The sequence below is a fragment of the Nocardia elegans NBRC 108235 genome, assembly GCF_001612845.1.
Taxonomy (GTDB): domain Bacteria; phylum Actinomycetota; class Actinomycetes; order Mycobacteriales; family Mycobacteriaceae; genus Nocardia; species Nocardia nova.
This window is the reverse complement of the sequence record NZ_BDBF01000030.1, coordinates 93,315-111,542: the sequence shown is the minus strand read 5'-3', so window position 1 is coordinate 111,542 and position 18,228 is coordinate 93,315. Positions and strand designations below refer to the sequence as shown.

At 68.9% G+C, this 18,228-nt stretch carries 19 protein-coding genes; 6 read left to right on the top strand and 13 right to left on the bottom strand.

Going from position 1 to position 18,228, the window contains the following annotated elements:
* Window positions 1-1,548 (bottom strand): AMP-binding protein (locus tag NE2_RS21670; RefSeq protein ID WP_157110957.1); only part of this gene is annotated, 1,548 nt, incomplete at its 3' end.
* Window positions 1,549-2,032: 484 nt separating this feature from the next.
* Between NE2_RS21670 and idi the strand changes: the two genes are divergently transcribed.
* On the top strand, window positions 2,033-2,596 hold the full coding sequence (gene idi / locus NE2_RS21660; protein ID WP_233429850.1) for an isopentenyl-diphosphate Delta-isomerase: 564 nt from the start codon (window positions 2,033-2,035) through the stop codon (window positions 2,594-2,596).
* A 6-nt stretch (window positions 2,597-2,602) separates the two neighbouring features.
* Here the strand turns inward: idi and NE2_RS21655 are convergent, their stop codons facing one another.
* Window positions 2,603-3,838 (bottom strand): globin domain-containing protein, encoded by a 1,236-nt coding sequence (locus tag NE2_RS21655; protein ID WP_063028863.1) that lies wholly within the window; start codon window positions 3,836-3,838, stop codon window positions 2,603-2,605.
* 217 nt (window positions 3,839-4,055) lie between these two features.
* Window positions 4,056-4,538, bottom strand: coding sequence for an RrF2 family transcriptional regulator (locus NE2_RS21650; protein ID WP_030518247.1), 483 nt, complete (start codon window positions 4,536-4,538; stop codon window positions 4,056-4,058).
* Between the two features lie 152 nt (window positions 4,539-4,690).
* Between NE2_RS21650 and ilvA the strand changes: the two genes are divergently transcribed.
* Window positions 4,691-5,911, top strand: a complete 1,221-nt coding sequence (ilvA, locus tag NE2_RS21645) for a threonine ammonia-lyase (RefSeq protein WP_063028861.1) — start codon at window positions 4,691-4,693, stop codon at window positions 5,909-5,911.
* Between the two features lie 7 nt (window positions 5,912-5,918).
* On the opposite strand, the gene NE2_RS21640 is transcribed toward ilvA, so the two are convergent.
* The 4 genes from NE2_RS21640 to NE2_RS21620 all read right to left on the bottom strand — a co-directional run bounded on the left by NE2_RS21640 (window position 5,919) and on the right by NE2_RS21620 (window position 10,354).
* Window positions 5,919-6,242 carry a DMT family transporter gene (locus tag NE2_RS21640; protein WP_063028858.1) on the bottom strand — a complete coding sequence of 108 codons (324 nt, stop codon included), beginning with the start codon at window positions 6,240-6,242 and terminating at the stop codon, window positions 5,919-5,921.
* Window positions 6,243-6,298: 56 nt separating this feature from the next.
* The gene (argH, locus tag NE2_RS21635; protein ID WP_063028856.1) at window positions 6,299-7,714 is read right to left on the bottom strand and encodes an argininosuccinate lyase; all 1,416 of its coding nucleotides are present in this window, start codon (window positions 7,712-7,714) and stop codon (window positions 6,299-6,301) included.
* Window positions 7,711-8,643 carry a class I SAM-dependent methyltransferase gene (locus NE2_RS21630; protein ID WP_373862273.1) on the bottom strand — a complete coding sequence of 311 codons (933 nt, stop codon included), beginning with the start codon at window positions 8,641-8,643 and terminating at the stop codon, window positions 7,711-7,713. Before NE2_RS21630 ends, argH begins: the two co-directional genes overlap by 4 nt.
* A 508-nt stretch (window positions 8,644-9,151) precedes the next feature.
* A complete protein-coding gene (locus NE2_RS21620; RefSeq protein ID WP_030518242.1) occupies window positions 9,152-10,354 on the bottom strand; it encodes an argininosuccinate synthase in 1,203 nt (400 codons plus the stop codon).
* 319 nt (window positions 10,355-10,673) lie between these two features.
* On the opposite strand from NE2_RS21620, the gene NE2_RS35840 reads away from it, so the two are divergent.
* Window positions 10,674-10,841: a hypothetical protein gene (locus NE2_RS35840; protein WP_157110955.1), complete on the top strand. Its 168-nt coding sequence runs from the start codon at window positions 10,674-10,676 to the stop codon at window positions 10,839-10,841.
* 52 nt (window positions 10,842-10,893) lie between these two features.
* Here the strand turns inward: NE2_RS35840 and NE2_RS21615 are convergent, their stop codons facing one another.
* Complete coding sequence (locus NE2_RS21615; RefSeq protein ID WP_063028850.1) at window positions 10,894-11,691, bottom strand: maleylpyruvate isomerase family mycothiol-dependent enzyme; 798 nt, start codon at window positions 11,689-11,691, stop codon at window positions 10,894-10,896.
* Window positions 11,692-11,738: 47 nt separating this feature from the next.
* Window positions 11,739-12,353, bottom strand: coding sequence for a TetR/AcrR family transcriptional regulator (locus NE2_RS21610; RefSeq protein ID WP_063028848.1), 615 nt, complete (start codon window positions 12,351-12,353; stop codon window positions 11,739-11,741).
* Window positions 12,354-12,425: 72 nt separating this feature from the next.
* Between NE2_RS21610 and NE2_RS21605 the strand changes: the two genes are divergently transcribed.
* Window positions 12,426-13,295, top strand: a complete 870-nt coding sequence (locus tag NE2_RS21605; protein WP_063028846.1) for an NmrA family NAD(P)-binding protein — start codon at window positions 12,426-12,428, stop codon at window positions 13,293-13,295.
* Window positions 13,296-13,468: 173 nt separating this feature from the next.
* Entirely contained in the window at window positions 13,469-14,275 is an 807-nt protein-coding gene (locus tag NE2_RS21600) for an SAM-dependent methyltransferase (RefSeq protein ID WP_063028844.1), read from the top strand.
* Window positions 14,276-14,285: 10 nt separating this feature from the next.
* Here NE2_RS21600 and NE2_RS21595 read toward each other — a convergent pair whose 3' ends face one another.
* Window positions 14,286-14,840, bottom strand: coding sequence for a TIGR03086 family metal-binding protein (locus NE2_RS21595; RefSeq protein WP_063028842.1), 555 nt, complete (start codon window positions 14,838-14,840; stop codon window positions 14,286-14,288).
* Window positions 14,841-14,917: 77 nt separating this feature from the next.
* Between NE2_RS21595 and NE2_RS21590 the strand changes: the two genes are divergently transcribed.
* The gene (locus tag NE2_RS21590; RefSeq protein ID WP_063028840.1) at window positions 14,918-15,520 is read left to right on the top strand and encodes a TetR/AcrR family transcriptional regulator; all 603 of its coding nucleotides are present in this window, start codon (window positions 14,918-14,920) and stop codon (window positions 15,518-15,520) included.
* Between the two features lie 39 nt (window positions 15,521-15,559).
* On the opposite strand, the gene NE2_RS21585 is transcribed toward NE2_RS21590, so the two are convergent.
* The 3 genes from NE2_RS21585 to NE2_RS21575 are packed head-to-tail and all read right to left on the bottom strand — an operon-like array spanning window position 15,560 to window position 18,221.
* Window positions 15,560-16,033, bottom strand: a complete 474-nt coding sequence (locus NE2_RS21585) for an arginine repressor (protein WP_030518235.1) — start codon at window positions 16,031-16,033, stop codon at window positions 15,560-15,562.
* Window positions 16,034-16,092: 59 nt separating this feature from the next.
* Window positions 16,093-17,031 (bottom strand): ornithine carbamoyltransferase, encoded by a 939-nt coding sequence (gene argF, locus NE2_RS21580; RefSeq protein WP_063028838.1) that lies wholly within the window; start codon window positions 17,029-17,031, stop codon window positions 16,093-16,095.
* A gap of 2 nt (window positions 17,032-17,033) precedes the next feature.
* Entirely contained in the window at window positions 17,034-18,221 is a 1,188-nt protein-coding gene (locus NE2_RS21575) for an acetylornithine transaminase (RefSeq protein ID WP_063028904.1), read from the bottom strand.
* Window positions 18,222-18,228: the final 7 nt, after the last annotated feature.

The window sequence follows — 18,228 nt, the reverse complement described above, 5'->3', positions numbered from 1 at the left end:
GACCGCCCGCGCGGTCTCGCCGCCGGGCGCCAGTAGCACCGCCACCGCCCCGATCCGCGAGAGTGCCGCGACCGAGGCCAGCGCGCTCGGGCGGGTTTCCATCAGCACCCCGACTCGGGTGCCGGGGCGTACGCCCGCCGAGATCAGCCCGCGCACCACGTTGTCGATGCGGGCGCCGACCGCGGCGTGGGTGTGCACCCGGTCGTCGAAGAGGAACAGCTCGCGCATCGGCGCGCTGCGCTGTTGTTCGGCGAGCAGGCGGCCCAGCGAGATCCGGGTGTGCGGCTGGATCATGCCGAGCCGGGTCAGCCGGGGCAGCGCACGGGCGGCCTCCCCCGTCAGCTCCTTGGATCCGCGCAGCGCGTTTCCGGCCAGGCTGCCGAACGCCGCGCCGATTCCGGCGCCGGCCTCGGCCAGGGTGGCCGCCGTGTGCACGACCCGGGTGGCCGCGGTGGTCTGGCGGTCGGCGGCGACGTGCTCGTGCATGGGCGCGATCTGTTCGGGCAGGTCGGCGTTCCCGCCCAGCCAGTTCACCCAGTCGCGCACCAGCGGCCAGGTCTGGTTGGTGGCGGTACTGCCCGCCACCAGGCCGAAATGCCCGGCCACCAGCGTGGCCTCGTAGACCTCGGCATTGGGCGCCGCACGCACGATGCCGCGCACCGCGGCCGGCTGGCCGATATCGTCGACCTCGCCGACGAAGGCGAGGATGGGGCATTTGACTTCGGCCAGCGAGATCGGCTGATCGCGAATGACGAAGCCACCGGACATCATTCGGTTGTGCGCGACGAACTGTTTGAGCAGATCGGCCGCCGCCGGTCCGGAATAGCCCACCCAGCCGTCATGTTCGAGGAAGCGGCGCTGACGTTCCTTGGGCAGCAACGCCTCTCGGTCGTGCAGCTGGCGCAGGAAGTCGATACGAGCCTTGGCCGTCTTCACCGGATCGAGCAACTGGAAACCGACGCGCACCATGGCATCGGTGATCGGCAACCGGGTGAGGACGTGGTCGGCGACGAAATCGGCCACCTCCGACACCAGCCCGTAGGGCAGTCCGAACGGCAGTCCCGCGACGATGTCGACCGGGCTGCCGAAGGTGACGATGCTCTGTACGCCCTTGCCGTAGCGGAAGGCGGTGGCCTGGTAGGCGAACATGCCGCCCTGCGAGTACCCCATCAGGTGCACGCCGCGGCCGGTCAGTTCGTTGACCGTGTCGATCGCGCTCGACAGGGCGAGGACGTGGTCGGCCAGATCGCGCTGCCAGCCACCTTCCTCCGTGGCGGGCGAGCCGAAATCCAGTACCCAGCAATCGATTCCGGCGCGATGCAGGATACCGACAGCGCCGCCCTCGGCGTTGACGTCGTAGATGTCGGCGTTGACCATCAGCGGCGGCACCAGCAGCGCGACGGGCCGGTCGGCGGACGGGTCGTCCGGGAAGTAGTGGCGCAGCCGGTACATCCGCTTGCGCTCGGTGACCTCGAAGGGCGAGGACTCCACATCGTGGGCGAGGCCGCCGAAACGGATGACCTCGAGACCGTTCTGCGCGGTCGCCATCAACCGTCGCGCCGGTCCCGTCAGGGTTCTCGTATCGAATTTCACAACCACTCCCAGCCCTTGCGCCCTGCGCTCACACCTTCACGCCCCCTGCGTGCGGGTCGAGCCTGCCACATCGACAGCCTACTGCGGGCCTGGTGTGATCGGTCCCATCCGCGATCACAGGTTGCGCACGGACGGGGTGCGGATGCGGCAGGCGGCGCCACGTTTTCGCGAATACGGTCCCGCATCGCCGACCGTGCCCCGGCCGGTAGGCGACCTGGCCGCGATGCTGCCCGAAGGCCTCTCCTGCGGAGGGGAATTCACCGCGCCGGCGATTTCGGCCATCGCCCGGGCCGATCGCCGCGCGGGCTTCCCCAGCGATTTCGGCCCCGGCGACCGGCCGGCGGAGGCCCGGGCCGGCTGCGGCGGCACCGGCGTCGCCGATCGCATATCGCGAGGGCAGGTTCCTTCACCTGGTGACAGCCGCCGATAAGGTGGGACCGTGACCGGCACCCACATCACCTCCACCGACAGCACGGTCGACCGCGAGTCCCTGCCCGTCGAACTGGTCGACGAGCAGGGCCGCGCGACCGGAATCTGCCCGGTGTCCGATGCCCACACCGCGCCCGGTCGGCTGCACCGCGCATTCTCGGTGCTGCTGTTCGGGCCGGACGGCCGGGTGCTGCTCCAGCAGCGGGCCGCGGTCAAGACCCGGTTCCCGCTGCGCTGGTCCAACACCTGCTGCGGACATCCGGCGCCGGGCCAGTCCCTCGCCGAGGCCGCCGCGGTCCGGCTGGGCGAGGAACTGCGGGTGAGCGCGGAACTGCGCGAGGTCGGCGTCTATCGCTATCGGGCCGACGATCCGGCGACCGGGCGGGTCGAGGACGAGTGGGATCATGTGCTGATCGGCGAGTTCTCCGGCGTGCCGGACCATCCCGACCCGGCCGAGGTGGCCGCGGTGCGCTGGGCGGAGCCCGATCGACTGGAGGCCGATATCGCCTCCGCCCCAGCGGATTTCACGCCCTGGTTGCACGGAGTGCTCGCCGCGGCGCGCGCCGGCCGCTGAGGCCGCTCAGAGATCCAGCAGCCAGTCGTTGGGGGCGAACAGTTCGAAGTGGACCCGTTCGTCGGACACACCGGCCGCCTTCAGCTGGGCCCGTGCCGCCTGCAGGAAACCGGTGCCGCCGCACAGATAGATGTCGGCGTCCCCGGGCAGGTCGATGCCGGCCAGCGACAGCAGGCCCGCGTGCGCACCGGCGGTGGGCTCCTCGTACCAGACGTGCAGCTCGGCATCCGGTAGACCGGCGACCAGATCGGCCTGGGTGCCGCGCAGCGGGTGCGTGGACGCGGCGCGGTCGGCGTGCAGCGCCAGCACGCGGCGCGGCGACCCGGCGGCCGCGAGATATTCCAGGATTCCGACCATCGGGGTGACGCCGATACCGGCCGAGATGAGCACCAGCGGCGTCCGCGCGGCGGTGTCGATGGTCAGATCGCCGAACGGCAGCGTGATCTGCAGCCGGTCGCCCACCTCGACGTCGGTGTGCAGCCACGACGACACCTCACCCTCGGGGCGGTCGCCGGCGGCGGTGACACGGCGCACCGCGAAGGCCAGCAGGCCCGCGCCGGGAGCGTTGACAAGGCTGTACTGGCGCAACTGCCGGGCGCCGTCGGGCAGATCTGCGCCGACCGAAACATATTGTCCCGGAACGAAGTCGGGAAGCGGCGCGGCCGCGTCGGCGGATTCCACGACGAAGGTGACGGTCTCGGCGGGGTCCTCGACGCGCTGCACCACCCGGACCTCACGGAAGACCGCGCCCGGTTCGACACCGGCGCCCGAGTACAGCTCGTTCTCGAATCCCATCAGGGTGTCGGCCATCAGCCAGTAGACCCGGTCCCAGGCGGCCGCGACCTCGGCGGTCACCGCCTCGCCCAGCACGTGCACGATCGCCGCGAACAGATGCTCGTGCACGATCGGATACTGGTCGGGGACCACCCCGAGCGAGGCGTGCTTGTGCCCGATACGAGCCAGCAGCTGGCGCGGATGCGGCAGGTTCGGATCGACGAGGTGGGTGGCGAACGTGGCGATCGAGGCGGCCAGCGCGCGCTGCTGCTCGCCCTGGGCCTGGTTGCCGCGATTGAAGACGTTGCGCAGCAGATCGGGGTGTGCCGCGAAGAGACGCCGATAGAACTCGGCGGTGATGTCGTCGATCCGCGCCCCGATCACCGGCAGGGTCGCCCGCACGATCTCGGCGTGATGCGGTTCCAGTTCGGCGATGGTGTCCAGTGCCGATGTCGACGCGGTCGTCATGGTGAAACTCCTCTTCGAGCAATAATTCCGGTGCATCACCGGGCGAATTCCACAGTAACCATCTCGGGCGCCTCGAATCCATTTCCGAGCCCGTGTGTTCAATTACGGTCCCGGGTGCGGATTATGTTGTCCGCGCCACATTTTCGTTCGAATACGGAGAAATGTGCTGTGACACCGAAGATGTTGGCGCACAGTGTATTACGAAGGGAAAATAACGTCAGGACACGGCGGGAATATCGGCTGCGAAACCGCCGAACGGCAATTTCGGCGAGGCCGACAGATGCAGTAATTGCTGGGTGCGCTGATCGACCAGATCGCTGAGGGTATAACGGTCGAGTTCTCGATAGAACGACTCCTGCGCCTCCGCCAGGATCCGCCGCAGGCGACACGCCCCGGCCATCGGGCAGGGGTGCTCGCCCACACAGTCGACGACCTCGGCCGCTCCCTCGAGGCCGCGCACGATCTGCCCGACGGTGGCGGTGCGACCGGCGTCGGTGAGGAAGATGCCACCGGCGCGGCCGCGCTGCGAGGCCACCAGGCCCAGTTCGGAGAGTTTGGTGACGGCCTTGGCGACGTAGTGCTCGGAGGCGTTGACCTGCCGGGCGATCAGCTTCGCGGTAACCCGCTCCTCGACGCCGCTGCTCACCGCGAGCCGCATCATCGCCCGCAGCCCCAGATCGGTGAAACGCGACAACTGCATTCCCCCAGGTTACTTAATTCCGCCTTTCAAAAGCGCATTCAGCGGTGTGGGTTCAATTACCCCGCATCGTGCGGATTTTGCGGGCCGGCTCACACCCGCCACCGCGCGCCCGGCTGGGAGGATTCACCGCAGGTGTCTGGCAGCATGGCCGCATGGAGCTGATCGGATTCGATCGCATCAGCGCGGCCCGGGAGATGCTGGCGCCCGTCATCCGCCGCACCCCGGTGATCGCCTCGCGGGTGCTGTCCGAGCGGACCGGCGCCGATGTGCGGCTCAAATGCGAGAATTTGCAGCGGACGGGGTCGTTCAAGCCACGCGGCGCGTACTTCCGGATCGCGAATCTCGCCCCGGCAGAACGCACCCACGGGGTGGTAGCCGCGAGCGCCGGCAATCATGCACAGGGAGTCGCTTGGGCCGCAACGACTTTGGGCATCGCCTCGACGGTGTTCATGCCGGTGGGAGCGCCTCTGCCCAAACTCGTCGCCACCCGCGCCTACGGCGCCACCGTTCATCAGGTGGGCGAGACGGTCGACGAGGCGCTGCTCGCGGCCCAGGAATTCGCCGATCGCAGTGGGGCGACGCTGATCCATCCCTTCGACCATCCGGATATCGTCGCGGGCCAGGCGAGCGTCGGATCGGAACTGCTGGAACAGTTTCCGGAAGTCGGGACCGTACTGGTGCCGACCGGGGGTGGCGGACTGCTCGCGGGGGTCGCCGCGGCCCTGCACCCGGTCGCACCGCAGGTGCGGGTGATCGGGGTGCAGGCGGCGCTGGCGGCAGCCTGGCCCGATTCGCTGCGTTCCGGGGAACCCGTTGCCCTGCAGCGTATGTCGACCATCGCCGACGGCATCGCCGTCGGGCGACCCGGTGAGGTGCCGTTCGCCCATGTCATCGCCCATCAGCCGACGATCGTCACCGTGGGCGAGGACGCGCTCTCGGCGGCCGTGCTGCTGTGCCTGGAACGGGCGAAACTCGTCGTGGAACCGGCGGGCGCGGCGGCGGTCGCGGCGCTGCTGAGCCTGCCCGCCGAGGAACTGCGCCTGCGCGGACCGGTCTGCGCGATCATCTCCGGCGGCAACGTGGATCCGATCCTGCTGACTCGCATCATCGGCCACGGGCTCAGCACCGGCGGGCGCTACCTCGCCGTGCGGATCACCATTTCGGATCGGCCGGGCAGTCTGAGCCGGTTACTCGATGCCGTCGCCGGCACCGGCGCGAATGTGCTCGACGTGGTGCATTCGCGTACCCCCGCCGCTCTGGCCATCGACGAGGTGGAGGTGCAGCTGACCCTCGAGACCCGCGGCCCCGCCCATCGCGACGATGTTCTCGACGCGCTCGAGCGGGCGGAATACGCTGTGCGCGTTCAGGACTGAGCGCGCGTCAGTGCGCGCCGCCCAGCTCCAGCGCCAGCACCCCGGCGATCAGCAGCGCGATGCCGCCGATCTGCACCGCGGACAGCGGCTCGTCGAGAAACAACACGCCGATCGTGGCGACCAGCGCCACCCCGATCGCCGACCACACCCCGTAGGCGACACCGACCGACATCCCCCGCTTCAGCGCCTGCGACAGGAAGATGAACGCCGCCACGTAGCCGACCACCACGACGAGGGAGGGCACCAGCTTGGTGAACCCCTCGGACAGCTTCAGCGACACCGTCGCCGAGACCTCGGTCACGATGGCCAATCCGAGAAAGACGAACATCATGCGCGCACGATATCGGGCGCGGTGACCGAAGCGCGGACAACCACCCGCTCAGCCGCTCAGCTCAGCCAGGTTCGGGCTTCGGCGGCGGTGCCGCGGACCTCACCCAGCTGTTCGGCGACCCGCACCCCGGCGGTGCCACCGCGGGAGTTGCGGGAGGCGATGGACCCCTGCACCGTGAGCACCTCGCGTACCTGCGGCGTCAACGCCGGATCCACGGCGGCGAACTCGGCATCGGTGAGCTCGTCCAGGCCGACGCCCCGGGCCTCGGCGGCGCGCACGCACGCACCGGCCGCCTCGTGCGCCACGCGGAACGGAACGCCTTGGCGCACCAGCCATTCCGCGATATCGGTGGCCAGGGTGTACCCGGCGGGCGCCAGTTCGGCCATCCGCTCGGTATGGAAGGTCAGGGTGGACACGAGACCGGCGATGGCGGGCAGCAGAAGTTCCAGCTGCGCCACCGAATCGAACAGCGGCTCCTTGTCCTCCTGCAGGTCCCGGTTGTAGGCCAGCGGTTGCGCCTTGAGAGTGGCGAGCAGGCCGGTGAGGTTGCCGATCAGGCGCCCGGCCTTACCACGGGTCAGCTCCGACACGTCGGGATTCTTCTTCTGCGGCATGATCGACGATCCGGTGGACCAGGCATCGGCGAGGGTGATGTAGCCGAATTCCGGTGTGCTCCAGATGATGATCTCCTCCGCCATGCGTGACAGATCGACCGCGATCATCGCGAGGACGAAGGCGGCCTCGGCGGCGAAGTCGCGCGCGGAGGTCGCATCGATCGAATTGGCCGCAGCCGCATCGAAATCCAGGTCGGCGGCGATGGCCTCGGGATCGAGCCCCAGCGACGATCCGGCCAGCGCGCCCGAACCGTACGGGGAAATCGCCGCGCGCTTGTCGAAATCGCGGAGCCGGTCGACGTCGCGCAGCAGCGGGTGCGCATGGGCGAGCAGCTGGTGAGCCAGCAACACCGGCTGGGCCGCCTGCAGGTGGGTCTTGCCGGGCATCACCGCATCCGGATGCGCGGCGGCCTGCTCGACCAGGGCGTCGACGACCTCGAGCACGCCGAAGGCGATGCGGCGCACCGCATCACGCAGCCACATGCGGAACAGGGTGGCCACCTGATCGTTGCGGGAGCGCCCCGCGCGCAACCGGCCGCCGAGTTCGGCGCCGACCCGATCGATCAGACCACGCTCGAGCGCGCCGTGCACATCCTCATCGGATTCGGCCGGAGTGAAGGCGCCGGAGGCGACATCGGCCGCGAGCCGGTCGAGTCCGTCCAGCATGCCCGCCAGATCGGCCTCCGACAGCAGTCCGGCCTTGTGCAGCACACGAGCGTGGGCCTTGGACGCGCGAATGTCGTAGGGCGCCAGCGCCCAGTCGAAATGGGTCGATTTGCTCAGCGCCGCCATGGCCGCGGCGGGGCCGGAGGCGAAACGCCCACCCCACAGCGCGCCCTCGTTGGTGGCTTGGCTCATCGGTTCTCGTCTCCTCGTGTGGCGGTCATCAGAATGTGGCGGTTCAGTTCGGCGCGAGCGGCCTCGGGCTGCTCGCGGCCGTGGTCGGACAGGACGGCGACCGGATCGCCGGCCGTCACGGCCCAGCCGTGCGCGGTGAACCAGTCGCGCGGGTCGGTACGGCCCTCCCACGGGTACCAGAGTTCTTCGAGGTTCAGCGTGATCCCGGCCTCGGCGAGCAGTCGCTTGCGACGCTCCCGCATCGCTTGCAGTGCGGGCGAATCCTCGCGTCGCCCGCGCCCGATGTTCAGGGCGATCCGGCTGCCGGGCGCGCTGAGCGCCGCGATATCGCCGAACAGCCGGTCCTGTGCCTCGCCGGGCAGGTAGCGCAGCAATCCCTCCGCCAGCCAGGCGGTCGGTGCGGTGGGATCGAAACCGTTGTCCCACAGCTCCTTCGGCCAATCCTGGCGCAGATCCACGCCGATCGCGCGCCGGTCGACGGCGGGCTGCTCATCGGCGAGAACGGAGTTCTTGAACTCCAGCACCTTCGGCTGGTCGATCTCGAAAACCACAGTGCCGGAGGGCCATTCGAGCCGATACGCACGGGCATCGAGTCCGCTCGCGAGGATCACGACCTGCCGGATGCCGGCGGCCGAGGCGGCAGCGAAGTACTCGTCGAAGTAGACCGTGCGAGCGATGAGCATCGCGGCCAGCGAGCTGTAGGCAGGCTCGCCCTCGCCGGCGGGATCCGCACCGGCCGATGTCGCCGCGACCTGAGCGCGCATGATGTGGCTCCAGCCCGAACCGGCGGCCTCGACCAGACGCGCGGCGTAGGGATCACGGAACAGCGCATCGGGGCGCCTGGTCTCGGCCGCCCGCATCGCGGCCACACCGATGGCGGTAGCGCCGACGCTTTCGGTGATATCCCAGCTGTCGTCGTCACTGCGCACGGACATCTCCTCCCGTTCGGGCTGCGTCGCCTTCTACACGATGCGCACCCTGCGGTCGTGCGGTCTCACCCGGTGGCAGGCTACTCCGCGCCTGGCGCGGCGCCGGACTCCGCATCACGGACGGACACGCTCGGCGGGGAGTGGGTGCAGCCGGATCACGGCGACTGCCCGCCGGAGGCGATCCGGCATCGCGGCGACGATTGCCAACCGCAACGCATTCGGCGTGCCACCACGAGTCTTCGCGGTCCGCCGGCCGGTGCTGTACGTCAGCGCCGCCGACCGGATACTCATGAACCTCTGGCGCCCGAGCGTCGCCATCGCGAGAGCTGCGACCCCACGGGGCGAGGCAGCGCACCTCCGGCTCGACACACGCGCCGACATGGACACCCTGCTCGGCGGCTCGGCCATCGACCGAACGATGACCGAGCGCTCGCGGCAAAGACCGGCTACCACTGCTCCCGACCGGCCGCACGGCTCGGCCGATCGTGCGGCTGAGCCCGCCGGCTTCCTACTTCTTGGACAGGTCCCGGCGCGCGGCGACCTTGGAGGACAGGCCGTGGATCTGGACGAAGCCCTTGGCCAGCGACTGGTCGAAGCTGTCGCCCTCGTCGTAGGTGGCCAGGTTGAAGTCGTAGAGCGACTCCTCGCTGCGGCGGCCGTTGACGACGACATTGCCGCCGTGCAGCACCATGCGCACCTCACCGGAGACGTGCTGCTGGGTGTCGCGCACGAAGGCGTCCAGGGCCCGCTTGAGCGGGGAGAACCACAGGCCGTCGTAGACCAGCTCGCCCCAGCGCTGCTCGACCTGGCGCTTGTAGCGGCCGAGTTCGCGCTCGACGGTGACGGCCTCGAGCTCCTGGTGCGCGGTGATCAGCGCGATGGCGCCCGGCGCCTCGTAGATCTCGCGGCTCTTGATGCCGACGAGGCGGTCCTCGACCATGTCCAGCCGGCCCACGCCCTGGCGACCCGCGCGCTTGTTGAGTTCGGTGATGGCCTCGAGCACGCTGACCGGGCGGCCGTCGATCGCGATCGGCACACCCTTGTCGAAGGTGACGATCAGTTCGTCGGGCGCCTCGAAGTTGACGGTCGGGTCGACGGTGTAGTCGTAGACGTCCTTGGTCGGCGCGTTCCACAGATCCTCGAGGAAGCCGGTCTCCACGGCGCGGCCCCAGAGGTTCTGGTCGATCGAGAACGGCGACTTCTTGCTGACGGTGATCGGCAGCGCGTTCTCCTCGGCGAAGGCGATGGCCTTCTCCCGGGTCCACGCGTAGTCGCGCACGGGGGCGATGACGTTCAGATCGGGCGCGAGCGCGCCGATGCCGACCTCGAAGCGAACCTGGTCGTTGCCCTTACCGGTGCAGCCGTGCGCGACGGTGGTCGCGCCGTGGTACTCGGCCGCCTCGACCAGGTGCTTGACGATCAGCGGGCGGCTGATCGCGGACACCAGCGGGTAGCGGCCCATGTAGAGGGCGTTGGCCTGCACGGTCGGCAGGCAGTACTCGTCGGCGAATTCGTCGCGGGCGTCGACCACGATGGCCTCGACCGCGCCGCAGTCCAGTGCGCGCTGGCGCACCACGTTCATGTCCTCGCCGCCCTGACCCAGATCGATCGCGACGGCGACCACCTCGGCCCCGGTCTCCTTGCCGATCCAGCTGATGGCAACGGAGGTGTCCAACCCGCCGGAATAGGCGAGTACGACGCGATCGGCCATATCTGATGCTCCTCAGGTTCGTGCGTATGCGTAGGGGGTGCGCGATGTCACCGGTGCGATGTGCCGCCGCTACCCGCCCTCGGACGGCTCACATCAACTGCAAATGATTATGCATGATGATGCAATCCCATTCATAACCGGGGGTGGGCATACCACCGCCCGAGCACCCCGGCGCCCCCACCGGCCCGGCCGACGGATCGGACAACTACGGACATTCACCCCGAAACCTCTGGGCGTCAATGAGATTGCCGAAACCGGGTATCACCGATATGTCACCCTGATAGCGAACGGCCTCAGATGCCCTGGGAAAGGCGGACCCATGCTCTCCACGTTTGCGGGTTATTTCGGCACGATCGGCTCCGATGTGCTGGCGATCGGCCAGTCGGTGATCACTCTCATCTCCGACCTGATCGGCGCGGGCGGCGCGGGCACGCCGGGCGGCGGCTTCGGCGGGAGCTACCCGCCCGGACAGTATCCCCTGGCCTGAGCTACAGGACGTGAGTTGCGGGCTCGCGTTCCGCGAGGTGCGAGCCCGGCACTCATCCGAAGCTGACCCGGTCGAGCCAGAAGTCGAACAGTCCCCGGTCGCCCAGAACCTCGATCGCGGCGTCCTCGACCGCCCGACGACGGTAGATCACCAGCAGGAGTTCGGTGAGCGGCCCGCGAACCGCGACCGCGGCGCGCTCGTGGGCCCGCCGCCAGCCGATGGTGTCGCCGGTGAGATCGACGATCCATTCGGCATGAAGGTCCTCGGGCGTGTCGGTGGCATGGAAGTGCAGGGTGCGGCCGGGGCCGAGCAGTTCCCGCGATTCGGGTTTGTAGTCGAACATGACCGGCAGCGAGGCCAGTTCCAGCCATTCATCGATGGCGTCCGCGGCCACGTCCGGTGCGGCGTGATAGTCGGCGCCCAGGGCGAGCGTGGCGTCGGCCCGATGGATCAGCGTTTCGTGGGTGAAGCGGCGGGCGTAGAAGTCCGTGGTCGGCACGACCGGCACCGGAGTCCAGAGCTCGAGGCCGGGCCCGGCCCGGCGGAGTTCGGCGGACAGATCCGCGGCGCCCTCGGCGAGCCAGCCGCGGAGTTCTTCGGGGTCCTCGTCCAGATATCCGGACAGATCCCGGAACGCGAAGTCGTCCTCCGGCAACGGTTCTCGCACCCGCCCGGCGACCGCCGCCCGCGCCCACCGCTGCGCGCCGCCGAGGTGACGCCCCAACTGCCCCACGGTCCAGCCCGGGCAGCTCGGTACCAGAACCGCGGTGTCGGCGTGCGCGAGCGCGGCACGCAGCAACTCGGTCTGGGCCACGATCTCATCGCAATACCGCTCGAAGGTCAGCGCCATGCGCACACCCTAGGAACAGGCACCGACATGTTCGCGGACTCCGCGCATCAGGCCCCACCGAGAACGCCGGTGACGATAGGACGAATCCGCTCGTAGTCGGGATCGGCGGGACCCGGTTGCCGTTCGGGCCACTCGTCCGGCGCTTCCTCGATGCCGAACAGGACCGCCGTGAAGCGCGAATGGATTGCGAGAGAGAAGATTTCGTCCACCGCGGCGAGCGCCTCGGATTCGGGCAGCTGCCACTTCGCCGCTACGAATGCGGCGAGATTGCGCCGTGTGGTCGCGAAGATGGCGTCGTAGAAATCGGCGGCGGCCGCCGGTACCCGCTCCGCCTCGGCGATCACCAGCCGGCAGGTGCGCACCGATTGGACCCACACCACAGACCAGAGGAATCCGACGCAGTATCCGGTCACCGCGTCCAGTCGGTCGTCACCGTAGTCCTCGGGAGTCCCCAGCCGGTTCAGATGCAGGCCGCGCACGAAGTCGACGACGGCGAGGAACAGCGCGTCCTTGTTCTCGAAATGCGCGTACAGGGTTCGCTTCGAGGTTTCGGCGCGCGCGGCCAGCACATCCATCGACGTCCGCTCGAACCCCACCTCGAGAAAGACGTCCTTGGCCGTCCACAGGATGTGTTCGCGCAGTCGATCACCACGCCTCGCCATGCGGTCTTCCCTTCCGTCAAAGTAAACGGTACGGTGTAGTTTACTTACGTCGCACTCGCTCAGGAGTAGTTCATGATCGTCGTAACCACACCTACAGGCAGTATCGGACACCAGGTCCTCGATCTCGTCGCCGACAGCGACCAGCCGATCCGGGTGATCGCCCGCGATCCGGCGCGTCTGGCCCCGCACATCCGCGAGCGGGTCGAGGTGGTTCAGGGATCGACCTCCGATCGCGGTGTCGTCGCCGCCGCGGTGAAGGGCGCCGACACCGTGTTCTGGCTGGTTCCCCCGAATCCGTCGGCGCCCAGCGTGCCCGGGCACCTCCTGGAATTCGTGACGCCGCTGTGCGAGGCGCTCGACAGCATCGGCCGGATCGTCGCCGTGTCGAGCCTCGGTCGCGCCAACGGCCGTAAGGCGGGCCAGATCTCGGCGATTTTCGCGATGGACGCGCTGATCGAGAGCAGCGGGGTGCACTACCGGTCGCTGTGCCCGCCCGGATTCATGGACAATATGCTGCGGCAGGTCGATCCGATCCGGAACCTCGGCACCTTCTTCGGCACCGTGTCCGGCGATCGCCGGTTGCCCGCCTGTGCCACACGGGATATCGCGGCCGTCGCGGCCCGGCTGCTGCTCGACGATTCCTGGACCGGACAGGACAGCGTGGAGATCCGCGGTCCGGAAGATCTGTCGCACAACGATATGGCGCGCATCATGTCCGAGGTACTCGGCCGCCCGATCGGCTATCAGCAGGTCTCGGCCGCCGACTACACGGCATCGCTGACGGCGCACGGGATGAGCGCGGCCTGGGCGCAGGGGCTGGCGGATATGTCGGCCGCCGTCGACGACGGCCTCTACGACACGCCTCGCACACCGGAATCTTACTCCCCCACCGGTTTCCGGCAGTGGTGCGAGGAGGTGCTCGCTCCGGCGGTCGCCGGCTGATTCGCCCGATTCGACGGTCGGGTCCGGGATGTCGCCCGCCCTATCGGCGGCCGCCGTTCCGGATCCCCAAACCCTTTGATCGGCAACGCCTTCCGGTCGGCACGGAATCCGTGCACGAGCGCTTGATTTCGAATACCATCCGATCGAGACGATCCCGTGCCGACAGGAATGTGATGAACGCGTCCGACAGCAGTGCGGCCTCCGATGCCGAGGCGCCCAGCAGTGCCCGCATCTACGACTACGCACTGGGCGGCAAGGACAACTACGAAGTCGACCGCCGCGCCCTCGAGAAGGTCATGGAAGGCTTCCCGACAGTACGGATCGCGGCCCGGCACAACCGGCAGTTCATGCACCGCGCGGTCGACGCCCTCGCCGATGCCGGGGTGAAACAGTTCCTCGACATCGGCACGGGCATCCCGACCGAACCCAATCTGCATCAAGTGGCGCAGGAGCGGGCACCGGAGGCCCGCGTGGTGTACGTCGACAACGACCCGGTGGTGCTGGCGCACGCACGCGCCCTGCTCGCGGGATCGCCCGAGGGCCGCACCGCCTACATTCAGGCCGACCTCACCGATCCCGAGGCGATCCTGGCCGCACCGGAATTGCGCGAGACCCTCGATCTGGCCAGTCCGGTGGCGTTGAGCCTGGTCGCGGTGCTGCATTTCCTGTCCGCCGAACAGAATCCGGTCGGCATCCTGAAGACCCTGCTCGACAACCTCGCGCCCGGCTCGTTCGTCGTCGCGTCACACATCACCGCCGATCTGGATCCGGAAGGGATGGACCGGGCGCTCGAGATGTATCGCCGCAGCGCCGTGTACGCGCAGGCCCGCACCCGCGACGAATTCGCCGCCTTCTTCGACGGCCTCGAACTGCTGGACCCGGGCGTCGTCGCGGTCAACCGCTGGCGTCCCGGCATCGAACCCCCGTCCTGGCTCGACGCGCAGGTCAACTGCTGGGGCGCGGTCGCCCGCAAGCCGTAGCGTTCGACGCTCAGCCGCGCCAGTCCGGGTCGCGGCCGAGGAGGGCGACGATACGGTCCAGTGGCGGGCGTGATTCGTCCTCGGCCAGCCGGGGCCGGTAGGCGCCGCCGGGGCCGGTGAGCGGGCTGCCGGGCGCGGTGATCGACCGGGCGATCGGCAATGCCACCGCCGCCAATCGCTGCGGGACGGGACAGGGACGGTGCAACGCCCGCGCGAGGTCCCAGCGGTGAGTGAGCATGTCCACCAGGTGGATACCCAGTACTCGCTCGGTGGCGAGCGGACCGGACCGCGGCAGTTCCACGACGTCACCGGAGCGCTCGATCGCCGCGATCCACCGGGCCGTGACGTGCGCGAACGCGGCGCGCGGATCGTCCGCGAATTCGGCCGAGGTGCCGAGCACGGAGGCGTTGACCGCCTCGTGCCGCTCGTTCATATGCGTGATCAGGTCGGCGACATTCCATCCCGCGCACGGCGTCGGCGCGGTGAGATCCGCGTCCTCGAGTGTGACCACATCGTGGCCGATCAGGGCCAGAGCCATCGCGTCCAGTCGCAGAAGTTCACTCATCACAACACCTTTCATTATTTAGCGTACGAGCGTTCGCCAAATGACTATAGCGAACGATCGGACGCTATGCTGAACGGATGTCACCTCGCCGTTCCGCCGTCGACGCATCTCGCACGCGAGAGCGCATCGTCTCCGTCGCCGTCGAGCAGGCCTCGCTGAGGGGCCTGGAGGGTGTGACGATCGGATCGCTCGCCGAGAGCCTGGAGATGAGCAAGGCCGGCGTCGTCGGCCCCTTCGGCTCGCGGGAACAGCTGCAACTCGCCGCCCTGGAACAAGCCGGAAAGATCTTCCGCGAGGCGGTGATCGCACCACTGGAGGAATTGCCGCCGGGCACCGAACGGCTGGGCCGTCTGATCGACAACTGGATCGCCTATCTGGCCGAATGCCCTTTTCCCGGAGGCTGTTTCGTCACCGCGGCCTCGACCGAACTCGATGGCCGGCCGGGAGTGCTCCGCGATCGGCTCCGCGCGTACGTGGACGGCGCTCGCGCAGCGCTGGCATCCGAAATCGTTGCCTGCCGAGCAGAATCGGACGGCCCCCATCGCCCGGTGGACGAACTGGTCACCACTGTCATCGGAATCACGATGGCGGTCAACCAGGAGATTCAACTGCTGGACGATCCCCGCGCCGCCGATCGCGGGCGGTCGGCGCTTCGAGCCGCCTTGGGGCTGGCGCCGTGAGGCACACGTTCTAGGCGGGTCGATCTCCGATTCGGCCGTCTACGCCAAATGTTCGATCTTCGCGGCCAGTTCGGCACCCGTCATGGGTTCGCGGGCGATGACCGCGATGGTGTCGTCACCGGCGATGGTGCCGACCACTTCGGGCAGTGCCGCGCGGTCGAGTGCGCTGGCCAGGAAGTGCGCCGCACCCGGCGGCGTGCGCAGGACAGCGAGGTTACCGCTGTGGTCGGTGGAGACCAGCAGGTCGCCGAGCAGTTTGGAGAGCCGGGACGTGCCGCCGGTGACGCCGCGCACAGGGCTGCCGTCCTCGGGGACGACGTAGATACCGGCGCCACCGTCGGCGGCGCGCAGTTTCACCGCGCCGAGTTCGTCCAGATCACGCGACAGGGTGGCCTGGGTGGTTTCGATGCCCTCGTCGGCGAGCAGGGCCGCCAACTCGGTCTGGCTGCGAACCGCGTTGGCGGACAACAGTTCCACGATGCGCTGCTGGCGTCCGGCGCGGGTGCGCGCGATGGCCGGGCCGGTGCGCGGACCCTCCGATCCGGCGCCCGACCCGTTCGTTCTCGCAGTGCTCACGCCGCACCACCCGATCGTCGCTCCAGCAACCACACCAGCAGCGCCTTCTGCGCGTGCAGCCGGTTCTCGGCCTCGTCCCACACGACGCTGTGCGGGCCGTCGAGCACCTCGTCGGTGATCTCCTCGCCCCGGTGCGCCGGAAGGCAATGCAGCACAACCACATCCGAGGCGGCATGGGCGAGCAGTTCGGCGTTCAGCTGGAACGGGCGGAACGGGCCGACCCGGTCGAGGCCGTCGTTCTCCTGCCCCATCGAGGTCCAGGTGTCGGTGACCAGGGCGTCGGCGCCGGTGGCCGCCGAGACAGGATCCTCGGTCAGGGTGATCGTGGCGCCGGTTTCGGCGGCCCGTTTGCGGGCGGCCTCGAGCACCCAGTCGTACGGCTGGAACCCCTCGGGCGCGGCGATGGTGATATCCAGTCCGGCGGTGACGCCGCCCAGCAGCAGCGAATGCGCCATATTGTTCGCGCCGTCGCCGAAGTAGGTGAGTTTGCGCCCGGCGAGTTCGCCCTTGCGTTCCCGCAACGTCAGCAGATCGGCCAGCACCTGGCACGGATGGAATTCGTTGGACAGCGCGTTCACCACCGGAACCGTTGCCGCCGAGGCCATCTCGTCGAGCCGGTGCTGTTCGAAGGTGCGCCAGACGACCGCGTCGACGTAGCGCGACAGCACCCGTCCGGTATCGGCGAGGGTTTCCTCGCGGCCCAGCTGGGTGTCGCGGCCGTCGACCACCACCGCGTGCCCACCGAGTTGCGCGATGCCCATCTCGAAGGAGAACCGGGTACGGGTGGAGTTCTTCTCGAAGATCACACCCACCCCGCGCGGCCCCTCCAGCGGCCGACGGGAAATCGGCGCGGCCTTCAATTCCGCTGCCAGCGCTAAGATTTCGGCCTGTTCGGCGGGCGTGACGTCGTCGTCACGCAGGAAATGCCGCACCATGGTCACTCACTCTCCTGGGAAGCCGCGTCGAGGATGCCGGGCAGGTCGGCGAGGAAGCCCTGCGCCTGTGCCTCGGTCAGGATCAGCGGCGGGGCCAACCGGATCACATTCGGCTTCGGCGGGTTGATCAGATAGCCGGCGGCACGCGCGGCCGCCTCGACCTTCGCCGAAACGTCCTCGGTCAGTTGGATTCCGATCAGCAGCCCCGCGCCGCGCACATGGTCGACCAGCGGATGGCCGAGTTCCTCGATGCCGTCGATCAGCGTCTTGCCGACCGATTCGACGTGCGCGGCCAGCCCCTGCTCGTCGATGGTCCGCAGCACCGCCAGCGCCGCCGCGGCGCTGACCGGGTTACCGCCGAAGGTGGTGCCGTGCAGTCCGGGGGTGAGCAGTTCCGCCGCCGGGCCCTGCGCCAGCACCGCGCCGATGGGCAGGCCACCACCGAGCCCCTTGGCCAGCGTGATCACATCGGGCACGATGCCCGCGGCCTGATGCGCGAAAAACGGTCCGGTGCGGCAGATTCCGGTCTGCACCTCGTCGAGGATCAGCAGCGCGCCGTGCTCGGAGGTGATCCGGCGGGCCTCGGCCAGATAGTCCAGCGGCGGCACCACCACACCGCTCTCCCCCATGATCGGCTCGAGAAAGACCGCGGCGGTATCGGAATCCACCGCGGCGGCCAGCGCGGCGGCGTCACCGTACGGCACGTGCACGACACCGGGCGGCATCGGTTCGAACGGCGCCCGCTTCGACGGCTGCCCGGTGAGCGCCAGCGCGCCCATGGTGCGGCCGTGGAAGGCCTCGTCACAGGCGACGATCTTGTGCCGTCCGGTGAGGCGCGCGATCTTGAACGCCGCCTCGTTGGCCTCGGTGCCCGAATTGCAGAAGAACGCCCGGCCGTGTCCGTCACCGAAATGCGCGAGCAGCTTCTCGGCCAGTTCCAGAACCGGTTCGCTCACATACAGATTCGAGACGTGGCCGAGGGTGCCGAGCTGCTGGGTGACAGCCTCCACGATCGCCGGATGGGCGTGGCCCAGGCTGTTGACCGCGATACCGCCCAGGAAGTCGACGTAGCGGTTGCCCTCGGCGTCGTAGACGACCGCGCCCGAGCCGCGCACCAGCGCCACCTTAGGGGTGCCGTAGTTGTTCATCAGCGCGGACGACCACCGCTGCTGCAATTGCTCTGTGCTCATGACGTTG